We start from the raw sequence: 15,638 nt of genomic DNA, 5'->3' as shown, positions 1-15,638 counted from the left end.
AGGCTGGGCCGGGGTGGGCAGGCAGGACCGTTGGCGCCATGGATGGCGCCATCGAGCCCCCATGGACGGGTTTATGGCGTGTCCTGCCTGCCCACCCCGGCCCAGCCACTTACTGACAATCCAGCGCCGACCAGCCGCTGTTGCTGTTGCTGTTGCTTCAAAACCAGCCTGCCGCAGGCAGCGCCGCAGCCGCCGCTGCAAGGAAACCTGAATACGTTCGGACACTGCGCCTCAATCCCCCGCCCCATCGGCCGATAACGGGGTTGTCACGGCTTGTCCCGCCGCTGACCGGCTCGGCGCCGCCCGCCCGCTTCGACCTGGTCCTGCTCGATGAATCTCCTGCATCGCTGGCAACACTACTTCAGCAACCTCTCCGTCCGGCGCAAGCTCAACCTGCTGACGCTGCTCATCGCGCTCGGCGTGATCGCGCTCTCGGTGATCGCCGCCCGCATGCAGTACCTGGACCTCACCGAGACCCGCAAGACCGCGCTGAAGACCCAGGTCGAACTCAGCTACGGCATCCTCCAGCATTATCACCGGCTGGCCGGTACCGGCGAGCTCAGCGAGGACGCTGCCAAGAGCGCGGCATTGCAGGCGCTGGAAGTGATGCGCGCCGAGAACGATGCCTACTACTTCAACATCTACGACACCGGCTACCGCCTGCTGATGCACCCGTTCCGCAAGGATCTGGTCGGCAAGGACATGAAGGACTTCCGCACCGACGACGGCGTGCGCATCTACTACGACCAGGTCGAAGCAGCCAAGGCCGGTGGCGGCTTCGTCAACTACCGCTGGGCCAAGCCCGGCAGCAAGGGCGAGGTCGAGAAGGTCGCCTACGCCGGCCTGTTCGCGCCCTGGAACTGGGTGGTCAGCAGCGGCGTCTACATGGACGACGTGCAGAAGCAGGCGCTGGTGTTCACCGCCATCATGGCCGTCTCCGGTGGCGTGCTGGTACTGATCGTGCTGGCCCTGAGCTGGCTCATCGGCAACCGCATCGCCGTGCCGCTGAAGCAGGCAACGGCCGTCGCCGAGGGTATCGCCCGCGGCAAGCTGGACAGCCACATCGGTCCGCAGGCGCATGACGAACCCGGTCGCCTGCTGGACGCCATGTCCGGCATGCAGCAGCAGCTGCACGCAGTGATCGGCGGCCAGCGCGAAATGGCCCGCCGCCACGATGCCGGCGAACTGAGCTATCGCATCGACGCCAGTGCCTTCCCCGGCGAGTACGGGCTGATGGTGCAGGAAACCAACGCCCTGGTAGGCGGCCACGTGCAGACCCTGCATAACGTGCTGGACGTGGTACAGCAGTACGCGGTCGGCGACCTGAGCCGCGACATCGCCCGCTACCCCGGCGAAAAGGCGGCGATGACCACCACCGTCGACACCGTCAAGGCCAATCTCGGCCGCATCAACGCCGAAATCAAGCAGCTGGCCAGTGCCGCCGCTGCCGGCGACTTCAGCCGCCGTGGCGATGCGCAGCGCTTCGATCACGATTTTCGCCTGATGCTGGAAAACCTCAACGCGATGATGGCGGTCAGCGATGACAACCTCGGCAAGCTCTCGCAGCTGCTGTCGGCCATCGCCGAAGGTGATCTGACCGCGCGCATGCAGGGTGACTACCAGGGCGTGTTCGCCCGCATGCGTGACGACGCCAACACAACCGTCGCGCAGCTGACCCAGATCGTCGGCCAGATCCAGGCCAGTGCTTCCAGCATCACCCTGGCCGCCGGTGAGATTGCTTCGGGCAACAGCGACCTGTCGCGTCGCACCGAGCAGCAGGCTGCGAACCTGGAAGAAACCGCCGCGTCGATGGAGGAGCTGACCTCCACCGTGCGCCAGAACGCCGAACATGCCCGCCAGGCCAATCAGCTGGCGATCGGCGCGCAGGGTGTTGCGTCTCAAGGCGGCAGCGTGGTCGGCCAGGTGGTCAACACCATGTCGGCCATCGAAGCCTCGTCGAAGAAGATCGCCGAGATCATCAGCGTCATCGACGGCATCGCCTTCCAGACCAACATTCTGGCGCTGAATGCTGCAGTGGAAGCCGCACGTGCCGGTGAACAGGGCCGCGGCTTCGCCGTGGTCGCCAGCGAGGTGCGCACCCTTGCCCAGCGCTCGGCCGCCGCCGCCAAGGAGATCAAGGGCCTGATCGATGATTCGGTCGGCAAGGTTGCCGAAGGCTCCAGCCTGGTCCACCAGGCCGGCAGCACCATGGGCGAGATCGTCGCCTCGGTGCAGCGCGTGACCGACATCATGGCCGAGATCTCCGCCGCCTCGCAGGAACAGAGCGCCGGCATCGAGCAGGTCAACCAGACCGTGGTGCAGATGGACGAGACCACCCAGCAGAACGCCGCGCTGGTGGAGGAAGCTACCGCTGCCGCGCGCGCGATGGAAGAACAGGCTGGCCAGCTGGCCGACGCCGTGGCGATCTTCCGCCTGGACAACCAGGTCTCCGCCGCAATGAAGGCGGTGGCCGCGCGTGTCGAACCGGTGCGTGTTGCCACCGCCGTGGCGCGCCCGCAGCCGGTTCCAACGCCGGCACCGGTCCGCCGCACCGGCAGCAACGCCAGCACCTTCGTCGCCAGCGACAGCGACTGGCAGGAATTCTGAGACCCACCCGCGGCGGCTTCGGCCGCCGCCTCTGCCGATGGACACGTCCCCCGTGCAAAGTCCTACTCCCATCGTCACCGGCCCGCGCGAATTCGAGTTCGCCGACCGTGATTTCCGCCGCGTCTGCGATCTGATCTACCAGCGCGTGGGCATCGCCCTTGCACCGGCAAAGCGCGACATGGTCTATGGCCGCCTATCGCGCCGCTTGCGCACGCTGGGCATGCGCAGCTTCCAGCAGTATCTGGACCATCTGGAGCAGGAAGACGGTGACGAGTGGCAGGCGTTCACCAACGCGCTGACCACCAACCTGACCTCGTTCTTCCGCGAGCCGCACCACTTCGACAAGCTGCGCGAGGAACTGCAGCAGCGCTCCAGCCGCACGCCGCTGCTGCTGTGGTCATGCGCGGCGTCCACCGGTGAAGAACCCTATTCGATGGCGATCACCGCCTGTGAGGCCTTCGGTACGCTGAAGCCGCCGGTGCGCATCGTCGCCACCGATGTCGATACCCAGGTACTGGCCACCGCCGGCCGTGGCGTCTACAACATCGACCGGGTCACCAATCTCGACCCGGATCTGCGCCGGCGCTATTTCCAGCGTGGCAGCGGCCCCAATGAGGGCCAGTGCCGCGTGCTGCCGGCACTACGCGAGCTGATCGAGTTCCGCCCATTGAATCTGCTCGCCCCGCGCTACGACGTCGGCGGACCATTCGACGCGCTGTTCTGCCGCAATGTGATGATCTATTTCGACAAGCCGACCCAGCGTGCCATCCTCGGCCGCCTGGTGCAGCACCTGGCCGATGACGGCCTGCTTTACACCGGGCACTCGGAGAACTACCTGCACGCCGCCGACCTGATCCAGCCCTGCGGCCGTACGCTGTATCGCCGTGCGGCAAAGGCCGGCGCATGAACGCCTCGCTGCGTACCGACGATGTGATGCGCTACCAGGATGCGCGCTTCCAGACCATCGCGGCCAAGCTGCTGCCGACCCAGTACCTGGTGGTGGACGACACCACCGCGCTGACCACCACGCTGGGTTCCTGCGTGGCCGCGTGCCTGCGCGACCCGGTACTGAAGATCGGCGGCATGAACCACTTCCTGCTGCCCGAGGGCAATGCCGGCGACGGCGCGCCCGCGCGTTACGGCAGCTACGCGATGGAACTGCTGATCAACGACATGCTCAAGCGCGGCGCCCACCGCAAGCGCATCGAAGCCAAGGTGTTCGGCGGCGCCAACGTGCTCAAGGGCTTCACCAGCAATCCGGTCGGCACGCGCAACGCCGAGTTCGTGCGCCAGTACCTGCAGGCCGAGCATATTCCGATCATCGCCGAGGACCTGTGCGGCATCCATCCGCGCAAGATCTGGTTCTTCGCCGATACCGGCCGCGTGGTGGTGCAGCGCCTGCCGCACGCCCATGAAGCCGAGGTGGCCGCGACCGAATCGGCGGTGCGTGCACGCCTGTCCAAGGCCCCGGTCACCGGCGGCGTGGAGCTGTTCGAATGACCCTGACCGGCAACGCCCCCTGCCGGGTCCTGATCGTCGACGACTCCGCCGTCGTGCGCCAGATGCTCACCGAGATCCTGTCCAGCGATCCGTCCATCGACGTGGTCGGCACCGCCGCCGACCCGTTGCTGGCGCGCGAGAAGATCAAGCGCCTGGCCCCGGACGTGATCACCCTGGACGTGGAAATGCCGCGCATGGACGGGCTGGCGTTCCTGGAAAACCTGATGCGCCTGCATCCGCTGCCGGTGGTGATGATTTCCTCGCTGACCGAGCGAGGCGCCGACACCACGCTGCAGGCACTGGCGCTGGGCGCGGTGGATTTCGTTTCCAAGCCCAAGCTGGACGTGGCCCGCGGCCTGCAGGGCTACGCCGACGAGATCATCGCCAAGGTCAAGATGGCGGCGCGCTCGCGGGTGCGCCCGCTGGTGCGCGCTGCAGTCCCGAAACTCATGCTGGACGCAGCCCCCTCGATGCGCCCCGCCTCACCGCAGTTCCGTACCACCGATCGCCTGATCGCGATCGGCTCGTCAGCCGGTGGCACCGAAGCGCTGCGCGTGGTGCTGGAAGGCATGCCCGCCGACGCGCCCGCCGTGGTGATGACCCAGCACCTGCCGGCCAGCTTCAGCAGCGCCTTTGCCGAACGCCTGGACCGACACTCGGCGATGGCCGTGCGCGAGGCCAGCGACGGCGAAGCGGTGCTGCCCGGCCACGCCTACCTCCCACCCGGCGGCAAGCACCTGCGCATCATCCGCGACGGTGCGCGCTGGCGCTGCCGCGTCGATGACGGCCCGGCAGTGAACCGGCACAAGCCCGCGGTGGACGTGCTGTTCCGTTCGGTCGCGCAGAACGCCGGCAGCAACGCCATCGGTGCCATACTCACCGGGATGGGCGATGACGGCGCACGCGGCCTGCTGGAGATGCGCCAGGCCGGCGCGCCGACACTGGTGCAGGACGAGGCCACCAGTGTGGTCTGGGGCATGCCCGGTGCAGCGTTCAAGCTCGGCGCCGCGGACGAACAGGTACCACTGGAACGCATAGCGGAACGCCTGCTCGCCCTCGCCCGCAGCTGACGCGAAGTGGATCCACGCCATGCGTGGATGCCTTTGTAGAGTCGAGCCACGCTCGACTCATCGCGCATCGCGCGAACAGCAGCCGGGCATGGATTCGGCGCCACAGGGCATCCCGCAAACAAGAACCCCCGGCGCGAGCCGGGGGTTTTCAGTTACCGCATCAGGCAGCGACCGTCTTGGCCACGTCCTGGTATTCCTCGATCTGGTCGAAGTTCATGTAGCGGTAGATCTCCGCGCCGCTGGCGGCGATCACGCCCACATCGGCCATGTACTCTTCCTTGGTCGGGATGCGGCCCAGGCGCGAGCAGATCGCGGCCAGTTCCGCCGAACCCAGGTACACGTTGGTGTTGCGGCCCAGGCGGTTCGGGAAGTTGCGGGTCGAGGTCGACATCGCGGTGGAGCCTTCGCGGATCTGCGCCTGGTTGCCCATGCACAGCGAGCAGCCCGGCATTTCCATGCGTGCGCCGGTGGCACCGAAGGTGCCGTACACGCCTTCCTTGGTCAGCTCCGAGGCATCCATCTTGGTCGGCGGGGCCACCCACAGGCGGGTCGGCAGGTCACGCTTGCCTTCCAGCAGCTTCGCAGCGGCACGGAAGTGACCGATGTTGGTCATGCACGAACCGATGAACACTTCGTCGATCTTGGCACCAGCGACTTCGGACAGGGTCTTCACGTCGTCCGGATCGTTCGGGCAGGCCACGATCGGCTCGTGGATGTCGGCCAGGTCGATCTCGATGACGGCAGCGTATTCGGCATCGGCATCCGGCTCCAGCAGCTCCGGGTTGGCCAGCCACGCTTCCATCTTCTCGATACGGCGCTGCAACGAACGCGGATCCTGGTAACCCTCGGCAATCATCCACTTCAGCAGCGTGATGTTGCTGGTCAGGTACTCGATGATCGGCTCCTTGTTCAGGCGCACCGAGCAGCCGGCGGCCGAACGCTCGGCCGAGGCGTCGGACAGTTCGAACGCCTGCTCGACCTTCAGCTCCGGCAGGCCTTCGATTTCCAGGATACGGCCGGAGAAGATGTTCTTCTTGCCAGCCTTGGCCACGGTCAGCAGGCCGGACTTGATCGCGTACAGCGGGATCGCGTTGACCAGGTCACGCAGGGTCACGCCCGGCTGCATCTTGCCCTTGAAGCGCACCAGCACCGACTCCGGCATGTCCAGCGGCATCACGCCGGTGGCCGCGGCGAAGGCGACCAGGCCCGAACCGGCCGGGAACGAAATGCCCACCGGGAAACGGGTGTGCGAGTCACCACCGGTGCCAACGGTATCCGGCAGCAGCATGCGGTTGAGCCAGCTGTGGATCACGCCGTCGCCCGGGCGCAGCGAAACGCCGCCACGAGTGGAGATGAACTCCGGCAGGGTGTGGTGGGTCTTCACGTCCACCGGCTTCGGGTAGGCGGCGGTGTGGCAGAACGACTGCATCACCAGGTCGGCCGAGAAGCCCAGGCACGCCAGGTCCTTCAGCTCGTCGCGGGTCATCGGGCCGGTGGTGTCCTGCGAGCCGACCGAGGTCATCTTCGGTTCGCAGTACGTGCCCGGGCGCATGCCCTGGCCTTCCGGCAGGCCACAGGCGCGGCCGACCATCTTCTGCGCCAGCGAGAAGCCCTTGCCGGTATCGGCCGGCTGCACCGGCAGGCGGAACAGGTCGGTCGGGGCCAGGCCCAGCGCCTCGCGCGCCTTGCCGGTCAGGCCACGGCCGATGATCAGCGGGATGCGGCCACCGGCACGCACTTCGTCGAACAGCACGTCGGACTTGACCTGGAATTCGGCGATCACCTCGCCGTTCTTCAGCGCCTTGCCTTCGTACGGGCGCAGCTCGATGACGTCGCCGTGCTCCATCTTCGACACGTCCAGCTCGATCGGCAGCGCACCGGCATCTTCCATGGTGTTGTAGAAGATCGGCGCGATCTTGCCGCCCAGGCACACGCCACCGGCGCGCTTGTTCGGGATGTACGGAATGTCATCGCCGGTCCACCACAGCACGCTGTTGGTGGCCGACTTGCGCGAGGAGCCGGTGCCGACCACGTCGCCGACGTAGGCAACCAGGTGGCCCTTGTCCTTCAGGTCGAGGATCTGCTGGATCGGGCCGCGCTTGCCGTCTTCTTCCGGGGTGAACGGCGCGTCGTCGCGCTTGTTCTTCAGCATCGCCAGGGCGTGCATCGGGATGTCCGGGCGGGTGGTCGCGTCCGGCGCCGGCGACAGGTCGTCGGTGTTGGTCTCGCCCGGCACCTTGAACACGGTGACGGTCAGGCTCTGCGGCACTTCCGGGTTGCCAGTGAACCACTCGGCATCGGCCCAGCTCTGCAGCACGGCCTGGGCGTTGGCGTTGCCGGCCTTGGCCTTTTCCTGCACGTCGTGGAAGGCGTCGAACACCAGCAGGGTCTTCTTCAGGCCGTTGGCGGCGATGGTGCCGACGCTGGCGTCATCCAGCAGCTGCACCAGCGGAGCGACGTTGTAACCGCCGAGCATGGTGCCCAGCAGTTCGGTGGCGCGCTCGCGGCTGATCAGCGGGTTCTGCTCGCTGCCCAGCGCGATCGCGGCCAGGTACGAGGCCTTGACCTTGGCTGCGTCATCGACGCCGGCCGGCACGCGGTGGGTCAGCAGGTCGAGCAGGAACTCGGCCTCGCCCTGCGGCGGGTTCTTCAGCAGTTCGATGACATCGGCCGTCTGCTGCGCGCTCAGCGGCAGCGGCGGGATGCCAAGCGCAGCGCGCTCGGCGACGTGGTGGCGGTAGGCTTCCAACATGACAACTCCCGGGTAATGCGTAGGTTGAAAAAAAGTGGGCTCAGGCGTGCGGCACGATCAGCTTCAGGCCCTTGAAGTAGTCGCGGTAAAACGTATCGTTCCAGGTGATCAGGCCATCGCACTGCAGCAGTGCGTGGGCGCCGACCATGAATTCGTCCAGGCTGCGGCGGCTGCCGCTGCGCTGGCGGTGGCGACGGTGCATCTCGCCGGCGCGCAACGCCGACTTGGCTTCCATCGGGTTGAAGTGCACGCCCATTTCTTCCAGCGCTTCGAGCACCTCGGCGCCGCCGCGCAGCGATGCGCAGACCTCGGCCAGGGTCGCGCCGCAGACCACCACGCGGCCGCCGACCAGGCTCTGCCGGAGGATGGCTTCCACGGCATCGGCCTGCGGGCCATTGCTGAGCAGCTCGACCAGTACCGGTGAATCGACGGCGATCATCACGGCTTATTCCTCGTCGCGCACCGCGCGTACTGCCGCATCGGACGACTCGAAGCCGTCCAGCGCGAACTTGCCGCGCGCCCGTGAAATGGCATCGTCAACACTCTTGCGCAGGATGATGCGGCTGCCGTCCAGCTCGACCTTCAGCAGCGTGCCCTTGGTCAGGCCGAGGGCATCACGCACCGCCTTGGGCAGGGTGATCTGTCCGCGTTCTGCAACAGTGGCTTCCATCGGTAGGCCCTCCAGAGTATGCACAAATTATACATACTTCCCCGGGCATACTTCCACCCTGAACAGGACCGGCGACCCGCCAGCCCTTGCCTCGCAAAGGATCGGCCACAAACGTGACATACGCCATACACCTTCCCCTGTAGTCTGGAACCGATGCCGCAGGCCGGACCCGGCCCGGGTGAATCCATTCAGTTTCGGGTTCATACTGGAACCTCCGGGGCCACCAGGCCCGCGGCGACCGCAAGCAGGTCCGCCCATGCGCGGGCCACTGCAAGCCATCCGCAAGAAGGAGTTACCCCGCATGAGCGATTCGTTCTCCACCCGCAGCCAGCTGAACGTCGGCGGCAAGACCTACGACTACTTCAGCCTGCCCACGCTGGGCCAGCGCTTCGACATCTCCCACCTGCCCTACTCGATGAAGATCCTGCTGGAGAACCTGCTCCGGCACGAGGACGGCGGCATCACCGTCGGCAAGGACCACATCGAAGCAGTGGCCCGCTGGAACCCGGCGGCCGAGCCGGACACCGAGATCGCCTTCATGCCGGCGCGCGTGGTCCTGCAGGACTTCACCGGCGTGCCCTGCGTGGTCGACCTGGCCGCGATGCGCGATGCGGTGGTCAAGCTCGGCGGCAAGCCGGAGCAGATCAACCCGCAGATTCCCTCCGAACTGGTCATCGACCACTCGGTGCAGGTCGATGTGTTCGGCAAGCCCGACGCGCTGGACCTCAACGGCAAGATCGAATTCCAGCGCAACCAGGAACGCTACGGCTTCCTGCGCTGGGGCCAGAAGGCCTTCGATAACTTCAAGGTGGTGCCGCCCAACACCGGCATCGTCCACCAGGTGAACCTGGAAAACCTGGCCCGCGTGGTGATGACTGCGGACAAGGATGGCAAGGCCGTTGCCTACCCCGATACCGTGTTCGGCACCGACAGCCATACCACGATGATCAACGGTATCGGCGTACTGGGCTGGGGCGTGGGCGGCATCGAGGCCGAAGCCGCCATGCTGGGCCAGCCGTCGTCGATGCTGATTCCGCAGGTGGTCGGCTTCAAGCTGACCGGCAAGCTGCCCGAGGGCGCCACCGCCACCGACCTGGTGCTGACCGTTACCCAGATGCTGCGCAAGCTCGGCGTGGTCGGCAAGTTCGTCGAGTTCTACGGTGATGGCCTGCAGCACCTGCCACTGGCCGACCGTGCCACCATCGGCAACATGGCCCCGGAATACGGCGCCACCTGCGGCATCTTCCCGATCGACGCCGAGTCGCTGAACTACCTGCGCCTGTCCGGCCGCAGCGAAGAGCAGATCGATCTGGTCGAAGCCTACGCCAAGGCGCAGGGTCTGTGGCACGACGCCAACAGTGCACATGCGCAGTACAGCACCACGCTGGAACTGGACATGGGCACGGTGAAGCCGTCGCTGGCCGGCCCCAAGCGCCCGCAGGACCGCGTGCTGCTGGAAGACGTGCAGAAGAACTACCGCGAAGCGCTGGTCGGCATGACCGCCAACCGTGACAAGCGCAGCGACGACGTCTCCTCCTTCGTCAATGAAGGCGGCGGCGCCGCGGTCGGCAACGAGCAGCTGGCCAAGGGCTACGCCGACATCGAGATCGAAGGCCGCAAGGTGCGGCTGAAGGATGGTGCAGTGGTCATCGCCGCCATCACCTCCTGCACCAATACCTCCAACCCGGCGGTGATGATCGGTGCCGGCCTGCTGGCCCGCAACGCGGCCGCCAAGGGCCTGAACCGCCAGCCGTGGGTCAAGACCTCGCTCGGCCCAGGCTCGCGCGTGGTCACCGACTACCTGGAAAAGGCTGGCGTACTGAAGGAGCTGGAGAAGATCGGCTTCTACGTGGTCGGCTACGGCTGCACCACCTGCATCGGCAACTCCGGCCCGCTGCCGACCGAAGTCAGCGCCGGCATCGCCACCGGCGATCTGGTGGTCACCTCGGTGCTGTCGGGCAACCGCAACTTCGAGGGCCGCGTGCACCCCGAAGTGAAGATGAACTACCTGGCCAGCCCGCCGCTGGTGGTGGCCTACGCCATCGCCGGCACCACCGACATCGACCTGACCACCCAGCCGCTGGGGACCGGCAGCGATGGCCAGCCGGTGTTCCTGCGCGACATCTGGCCGAGCAACAAGGAAATCGGCGATGTCATCGCCGCCACCATCGGCCCGGAGATGTTCAAGCAGAACTACGCCGATGTGTTCAAGGGTGACACCCGCTGGAACACCATCGCCTCGCCGGACGGCAACCTGTACGAGTGGAGCGACGCCTCCACCTACATCAAGAACCCGCCGTACTTCGATGGCATGACCATGCAGACCGGCAGCATCGACGACGTGCATGGTGCACGCGTGATGGGCCTGTTCGGCGATTCGATCACCACCGACCACATCTCCCCGGCCGGCAACATCAAGAAGGACTCGCCGGCAGGCCGCTTCCTGCAGGAGCGCGGCGTGCAGCCGGCCGACTTCAACAGCTACGGCAGCCGTCGCGGCAACGATGACGTGATGGTCCGCGGCACCTTCGCCAACATCCGCATCAAGAACCTGATGTTCGGTGGCGAGGAAGGCGGCAACACCCTGTACTACCCCGCCGGCGGCGGTCAGCCGGAAAAGCTGGCGATCTACGATGCGGCCATGAAGTACAAGGCTGACAAGGTGCCGCTGGTGGTGCTGGCCGGCAAGGAATACGGCACCGGCTCGTCGCGCGACTGGGCGGCCAAGGGCACCCTGCTGCTGGGGGTGAAGGCGGTCATCGCCGAAAGCTTCGAGCGCATTCACCGCTCCAACCTGGTCGGCATGGGCGTGCTGCCGCTGCAGTTCCGCAACGGCGAAAACGCGCAGTCGCTGGGCCTGGACGGCTCGGAAGTGATCGACATCACCGGCCTGCAGGACGGCGCCAGCAAGCGCGCCACGGTCACCGCCACCAAGGCCGACGGCACGAAGAAGACCTTCGAGGTGTCGGTGATGCTGCTGACCCCGAAGGAAGTCGAGTACTTCCGCCACGGCGGCCTGCTGCAGTACGTGCTGCGCCAGCTGGCCAGCAAGTAACGGCGCGGCTGCGCCCGATTGAGGAAAGGGCCGGATCCTTGCGGATCCGGCCCTTTGCGTTTGCGATGCCCCCCTGTAGAGCCGAGCATGGGCTCTGCTGGTTCTGCGCCAACAGCAGCCGAGCATGGGCTCGGCTCTACAGAAGCGCTCACCGCCGCGGCGCGTCCGGGTCGGTACGCAGCGCCTTCAGCAGGCCCCACATGTAGAACGCCAGGGTGAACGAGAACGGCAGGCCGCACAGCACCACTGCGGTCTGCATCGCGCTGAAGTTGCCGGCCAGCAGCAGGCCGACGCTGGCCACGGTGATGCCGGCCGCCCAGAACACGCGCAGCCAGATCGGTGCGTCGTGACCGTCCTCGACGCCGTCATCGACACGACGGGTGCACAGATTGGCGATCATCAGCGTGCCCGAATCGACCGGGGTCAGGAACAGCACGAAACCGATCACCACCGCGGCACCGGCTACATACGGCGCGGCGGGCAGGTATTCCAGCAGCTTGAACAGCGTCATCGCCGCATCGTGCTTGGCCACCTCACCCAGGATCGCCTGGCCATGGTTGAGCACCAGGTCGATGGCGGTATTGCCGAAGATCGACAGCCAGGCCAGGGTGAAGCCGAGCGGGATCAGCAACACGCCCATGATCACTTCTCGGATGGTGCGGCCACGCGAGATGCGTGCCACGAAGAGGCCGACGAACGGCGCCCAGGCGATCCACCAGGCCCAGTAGAACAGCGTCCACGAGCCCATCCACTCACGGCCCTTCGGGTCGTTGAGGTACATGTCGAAGCTCTTGCGCACGAACGCGCCGAGGTAATCGCCGGTGTTCTGGATCAGGCCGTCGAACAGGTGCAGGGTCGGGCCGGTGACCAGCACGAACAGCAGCAGGCCGCACAGCAGGCGCACGTTGAGGTTGGAGAGCCAGGCAATGCCCTTTTCCACGCCAGCCACCACACCGATGGTGGCCACCACCATCATCACCAGCACGATCGCCACCAGCACCTGCGGCGTATCCGGGATGTGGAACAGGTAGACCAGGCCGGACTGCACCACCAGCGCACCGATGCCGAGGTTGGTCACCATCGAGATCAGCGTGGCCAGGATGCCGAAGCCATCGACCATGTCGCCGATGCGGCCGTGGATGCGCTCACCGAAGACCGGGTACAACGCAGAGCGCAGCGCCAGCGGCAGGTCCCGGCGATAGGCGAAATAGCCCAGTGCCACGCCGACCAGCGCATACAGCGCCCAGCCATGCAGGCCCCAGTGCAGGAAGGTCAGCACCATCGCTTCACGGCCGGCGGCCACGGTGCCGCCGGGCTGCCCGGGTGGATTGAGGAAATGATCCAGCGGCTCGTAGGCGCCGTAGTACAGCAGCGCGATGCCGATGCCGGCCGAGAACAGCATCGAAACCCAGGCGACATAGCCGAAGGCCGGTGATTCCTCGTTGTGGCCCAGGCGGATGCGGCCGTACGGCGAGAACGCCAGCCACAGCACGAAGCCCAGGCACAGCACGATCAGCAGCATGTACCACCAGCCGAACGCGGCCGACACTTCGGCCTGCGCCCATTGCAGCCAGTGCTCGCTGCCTTCGGGATAGAGAACGGTGAGCAGCCCGAGGATGCCGATCGACACCGAGGAGCTGAGGAAGACAAAACGGTTCAAGCGCAGGGGCGAACGCTTGGGATGAGCCAGGGAAGACATGGGGTCGTCTCATCAAGTCCGAGGGAGCACATGGGCGGGGCCGGACCGGTAAACCGGGCCCATGGCGTGGGGCGCGAGCGCATCCTAGGGTTTATTGATTGAACGTTCAATCAATAAAAAGCATAATGGCGGGCAGCCCGATCCTTCGGGTCGCAAACCGTGGAGAGACAATGCCGAAGAAAGGCGTGGAACCGGTACGGCGCGAACAGCTGATCCGGGCCACTTTCCAGACCATCGACGAGATCGGCATGGCCGATGCCACTGTCGCCACCATCGCGAAGAAGGCGGGCTTGTCCAGCGGCATCGTCGCCCACTACTTCGGCGACAAGGACGGCCTGCTCAATGCTGCAATGCGGCAGATCCTGCGCGAACTGAAGGACGCCGTCGCCCGCTACCGCGCAGACGCCGGCGACGATCCGCGCGGGCAGCTGCGCGCCATCGTCGATGGCAACTTCGACGACAGCCAGATCAACGGCACCGCGATGCGCGTCTGGCTCACCTTCTGGGCCGCCAGCATGCACCAGCCGGAACTGGCCCGGCTGCAGCGCGCCAACGACCAGCGCCTGTTCTCGAACCTGTGCCACCAGTTCAACCGCCTGCTGCCCCACCCGCAGGCCCGCCTGGCCGCCCGCGGCCTGGCCGCGATGATTGACGGCCTGTGGCTGCGCGGCAGCCTGGTCGGCGGCCAGTTCAATGCCGAGAAGTCCCGGCGCATCGCTTACGGCTATATCGACTTCCAGTTGCAGGCTGTCGCGCTATAAGCGCTTCAGCACCCGCCCCCTTCCAAGGAGTACGCCCCATGACCACCCTGCCCGTACAACAGCTCTACATCCACGGCCAGCGCGTCGATGCCACCAGCGGCAAGACCTTCAAGACCATCAACCCGGCCACCGGCGAGGTGATCGCTGAAGTGCAGGTCGCCAGCCAGGCCGACGTCGAACGTGCCGTGCAGAGCGCAGCCGAAGGCCAGAAGGTGTGGGCCGCGATGACGGCCATGGAGCGTTCGCGCATCCTGCGCCGTGCCGTCGAGCTCCTGCGCGAGCGCAACGACGAACTGGCCCACCTGGAAACCCTGGACACCGGCAAGGCGCTGGCCGAAACCACCACCGTGGACATCGTCACCGGCGCCGACGTGGTCGAGTACTACGCCGGCCTGGCCACCGCCATCGAAGGTATCCAGCTGCCGCTGCGCGAATCGAGCTTCTTCTATACCCGACGCGAACCGCTGGGCGTGGTCGCCGGCATCGGTGCCTGGAACTACCCGATCCAGATCGCCATGTGGAAGTCGGCCCCGGCGCTGGCCGCGGGCAACGCGATGGTGTTCAAGCCGTCCGAAGTGACCCCGCTGACCGCGATCCGGCTGGCCGAGATCTACACCGAAGCCGGCGTGCCCGCCGGCGTGTTCAACGTGGTGCAGGGCCCGGGCCGCGAGATCGGCCAGTGGCTGACCGAGCACCCGGTGATCGAGAAGATCTCCTTCACCGGCGGCGTCGCCACCGGCAAGAAGGTCATGGCCAGCGCCGCGTCCTCGTCGCTGAAGGAAGTGACCATGGAACTGGGCGGCAAGTCGCCGCTGGTGATCTGCGATGACGCCGACCTCGACCGCGCCGCCGACATCGCGGTGATGGCCAACTTCTTCAGCTCCGGCCAGGTCTGCACCAACGGTACCCGCGTGTTCGTGCCGCGCAGCATGCTGGCCGCGTTCGAAGCCGCTGTTGTCGAGCGCGTCAAGCGCATCCGCATCGGCGACCCGATGGCCGCCGAGACCAACTTCGGCCCGCTGACCAGCTTCCCGCACATGGAAAACGTGCTGCGCTACATCGAAAGCGGCAAGACCGAAGGCGCCCGCCTGCTGACCGGCGGCGGCCGCGCCACCGAAGGCGCGCTGGCCAATGGCGCCTACGTGCTGCCGACCGTGTTCTCCGACTGCCGCGATGACATGACCATCGTCAAGGAAGAGATCTTCGGGCCGGTGATGAGCATCCTCGCCTACGACGACGAGGACGAAGTGGTGCGCCGCGCCAACGACACCACCTTCGGCCTGGCCGCCGGCGTGGTCAGCAAGGACGTCAGCCGCGCCCACCGCATCATCCACCGCCTGGAAGCCGGCATCTGCTGGATCAACACCTGGGGCGAATCGCCGGCCGAAATGCCGGTCGGCGGCTACAAGGAATCCGGCGTCGGCCGCGAGAACGGCATCTCCACCCTCGGCCACTACACCCGCATCAAGTCGGTGCAGGTCGAGCTGGGCGACTACGCCAGCGTGTTCTGACCGGCGCGCCCCG

The 15,638-nt window shown here is 66.4% G+C and carries 11 protein-coding genes; 7 read left to right on the top strand and 4 right to left on the bottom strand.

All coding sequences use genetic code 11. The features are described from left to right. Positions 1 to 330 precede the first annotated feature (330 nt). The 4 genes from ARC63_RS01430 to ARC63_RS01415 are packed head-to-tail and all read left to right on the top strand — an operon-like array spanning position 331 to position 5,177. Entirely contained in the window at positions 331 to 2,607 is a 2,277-nt protein-coding gene (locus ARC63_RS01430; protein ID WP_057502342.1) for a methyl-accepting chemotaxis protein, read from the top strand. Positions 2,608 to 2,644: 37 nt separating this feature from the next. Continuing rightward, positions 2,645 to 3,514 carry a CheR family methyltransferase gene (locus ARC63_RS01425; protein ID WP_019338555.1) on the top strand — a complete coding sequence of 290 codons (870 nt, stop codon included), beginning with the start codon at positions 2,645 to 2,647 and terminating at the stop codon, positions 3,512 to 3,514. Continuing rightward, complete coding sequence (gene cheD / locus ARC63_RS01420) at positions 3,511 to 4,107, top strand: chemoreceptor glutamine deamidase CheD (RefSeq protein ID WP_014037083.1); 597 nt, start codon at positions 3,511 to 3,513, stop codon at positions 4,105 to 4,107. Before ARC63_RS01425 ends, cheD begins: the two co-directional genes overlap by 4 nt. Next, positions 4,104 to 5,177 (top strand): protein-glutamate methylesterase/protein-glutamine glutaminase, encoded by a 1,074-nt coding sequence (locus ARC63_RS01415; protein ID WP_139042355.1) that lies wholly within the window; start codon positions 4,104 to 4,106, stop codon positions 5,175 to 5,177. Before cheD ends, ARC63_RS01415 begins: the two co-directional genes overlap by 4 nt. A gap of 160 nt (positions 5,178 to 5,337) precedes the next feature. On the opposite strand, the gene acnB is transcribed toward ARC63_RS01415, so the two are convergent. The 3 genes from acnB to ARC63_RS01400 are packed head-to-tail and all read right to left on the bottom strand — an operon-like array spanning position 5,338 to position 8,599. Then, a complete protein-coding gene (gene acnB / locus ARC63_RS01410; protein WP_057502341.1) occupies positions 5,338 to 7,929 on the bottom strand; it encodes a bifunctional aconitate hydratase 2/2-methylisocitrate dehydratase in 2,592 nt (863 codons plus the stop codon). Positions 7,930 to 7,969: 40 nt separating this feature from the next. Continuing rightward, the gene (locus ARC63_RS01405) at positions 7,970 to 8,368 is read right to left on the bottom strand and encodes a type II toxin-antitoxin system VapC family toxin (protein ID WP_010482492.1); all 399 of its coding nucleotides are present in this window, start codon (positions 8,366 to 8,368) and stop codon (positions 7,970 to 7,972) included. Positions 8,369 to 8,374: 6 nt separating this feature from the next. After that, on the bottom strand, positions 8,375 to 8,599 hold the full coding sequence (locus ARC63_RS01400; protein WP_005409505.1) for an AbrB/MazE/SpoVT family DNA-binding domain-containing protein: 225 nt from the start codon (positions 8,597 to 8,599) through the stop codon (positions 8,375 to 8,377). Between the two features lie 301 nt (positions 8,600 to 8,900). Between ARC63_RS01400 and acnA the strand changes: the two genes are divergently transcribed. Further along, positions 8,901 to 11,654 (top strand): aconitate hydratase AcnA, encoded by a 2,754-nt coding sequence (acnA, locus tag ARC63_RS01395; protein ID WP_057502340.1) that lies wholly within the window; start codon positions 8,901 to 8,903, stop codon positions 11,652 to 11,654. A 148-nt stretch (positions 11,655 to 11,802) separates the two neighbouring features. On the opposite strand, the gene ARC63_RS01390 is transcribed toward acnA, so the two are convergent. Then, entirely contained in the window at positions 11,803 to 13,353 is a 1,551-nt protein-coding gene (locus ARC63_RS01390) for a BCCT family transporter (protein WP_057502339.1), read from the bottom strand. A gap of 170 nt (positions 13,354 to 13,523) precedes the next feature. Here ARC63_RS01390 and betI point away from each other — a divergent pair, with 170 nt between their 5' ends. Both betI and betB read left to right on the top strand, forming a co-directional pair. Then, on the top strand, positions 13,524 to 14,114 hold the full coding sequence (gene betI, locus ARC63_RS01385; RefSeq protein WP_057502338.1) for a transcriptional regulator BetI: 591 nt from the start codon (positions 13,524 to 13,526) through the stop codon (positions 14,112 to 14,114). 38 nt (positions 14,115 to 14,152) lie between these two features. Further along, positions 14,153 to 15,625, top strand: coding sequence for a betaine-aldehyde dehydrogenase (betB, locus tag ARC63_RS01380; protein ID WP_049413280.1), 1,473 nt, complete (start codon positions 14,153 to 14,155; stop codon positions 15,623 to 15,625). Positions 15,626 to 15,638: the final 13 nt, after the last annotated feature.

The sequence above is a fragment of the Stenotrophomonas geniculata ATCC 19374 = JCM 13324 genome (genome assembly GCF_001431625.1).
Taxonomy (GTDB): domain Bacteria; phylum Pseudomonadota; class Gammaproteobacteria; order Xanthomonadales; family Xanthomonadaceae; genus Stenotrophomonas; species Stenotrophomonas geniculata.
This window is presented reverse-complemented; position numbering and strand designations above follow the sequence as displayed.

What these genes read in the sequence shown, in the direction of transcription:
- ARC63_RS01430 (WP_057502342.1), top strand. Translation starts at nt 331, where the DNA reads ATGAATCTCCTGCATCGCTGGCAACACTACTTCAGCAACCTCTCCGTC.
- ARC63_RS01425 (WP_019338555.1), top strand. Translation starts at nt 2,645, where the DNA reads ATGGACACGTCCCCCGTGCAAAGTCCTACTCCCATCGTCACCGGCCCG.
- cheD (WP_014037083.1), top strand. Translation starts at nt 3,511, where the DNA reads ATGAACGCCTCGCTGCGTACCGACGATGTGATGCGCTACCAGGATGCG.
- ARC63_RS01415 (WP_139042355.1), top strand. Translation starts at nt 4,104, where the DNA reads ATGACCCTGACCGGCAACGCCCCCTGCCGGGTCCTGATCGTCGACGAC.
- acnB (WP_057502341.1), bottom strand. Translation starts at nt 7,929, where the DNA reads ATGTTGGAAGCCTACCGCCACCACGTCGCCGAGCGCGCTGCGCTTGGC.
- ARC63_RS01405 (WP_010482492.1), bottom strand. Translation starts at nt 8,368, where the DNA reads ATGATCGCCGTCGATTCACCGGTACTGGTCGAGCTGCTCAGCAATGGC.
- ARC63_RS01400 (WP_005409505.1), bottom strand. Translation starts at nt 8,599, where the DNA reads ATGGAAGCCACTGTTGCAGAACGCGGACAGATCACCCTGCCCAAGGCG.
- acnA (WP_057502340.1), top strand. Translation starts at nt 8,901, where the DNA reads ATGAGCGATTCGTTCTCCACCCGCAGCCAGCTGAACGTCGGCGGCAAG.
- ARC63_RS01390 (WP_057502339.1), bottom strand. Translation starts at nt 13,353, where the DNA reads ATGTCTTCCCTGGCTCATCCCAAGCGTTCGCCCCTGCGCTTGAACCGT.
- betI (WP_057502338.1), top strand. Translation starts at nt 13,524, where the DNA reads ATGCCGAAGAAAGGCGTGGAACCGGTACGGCGCGAACAGCTGATCCGG.
- betB (WP_049413280.1), top strand. Translation starts at nt 14,153, where the DNA reads ATGACCACCCTGCCCGTACAACAGCTCTACATCCACGGCCAGCGCGTC.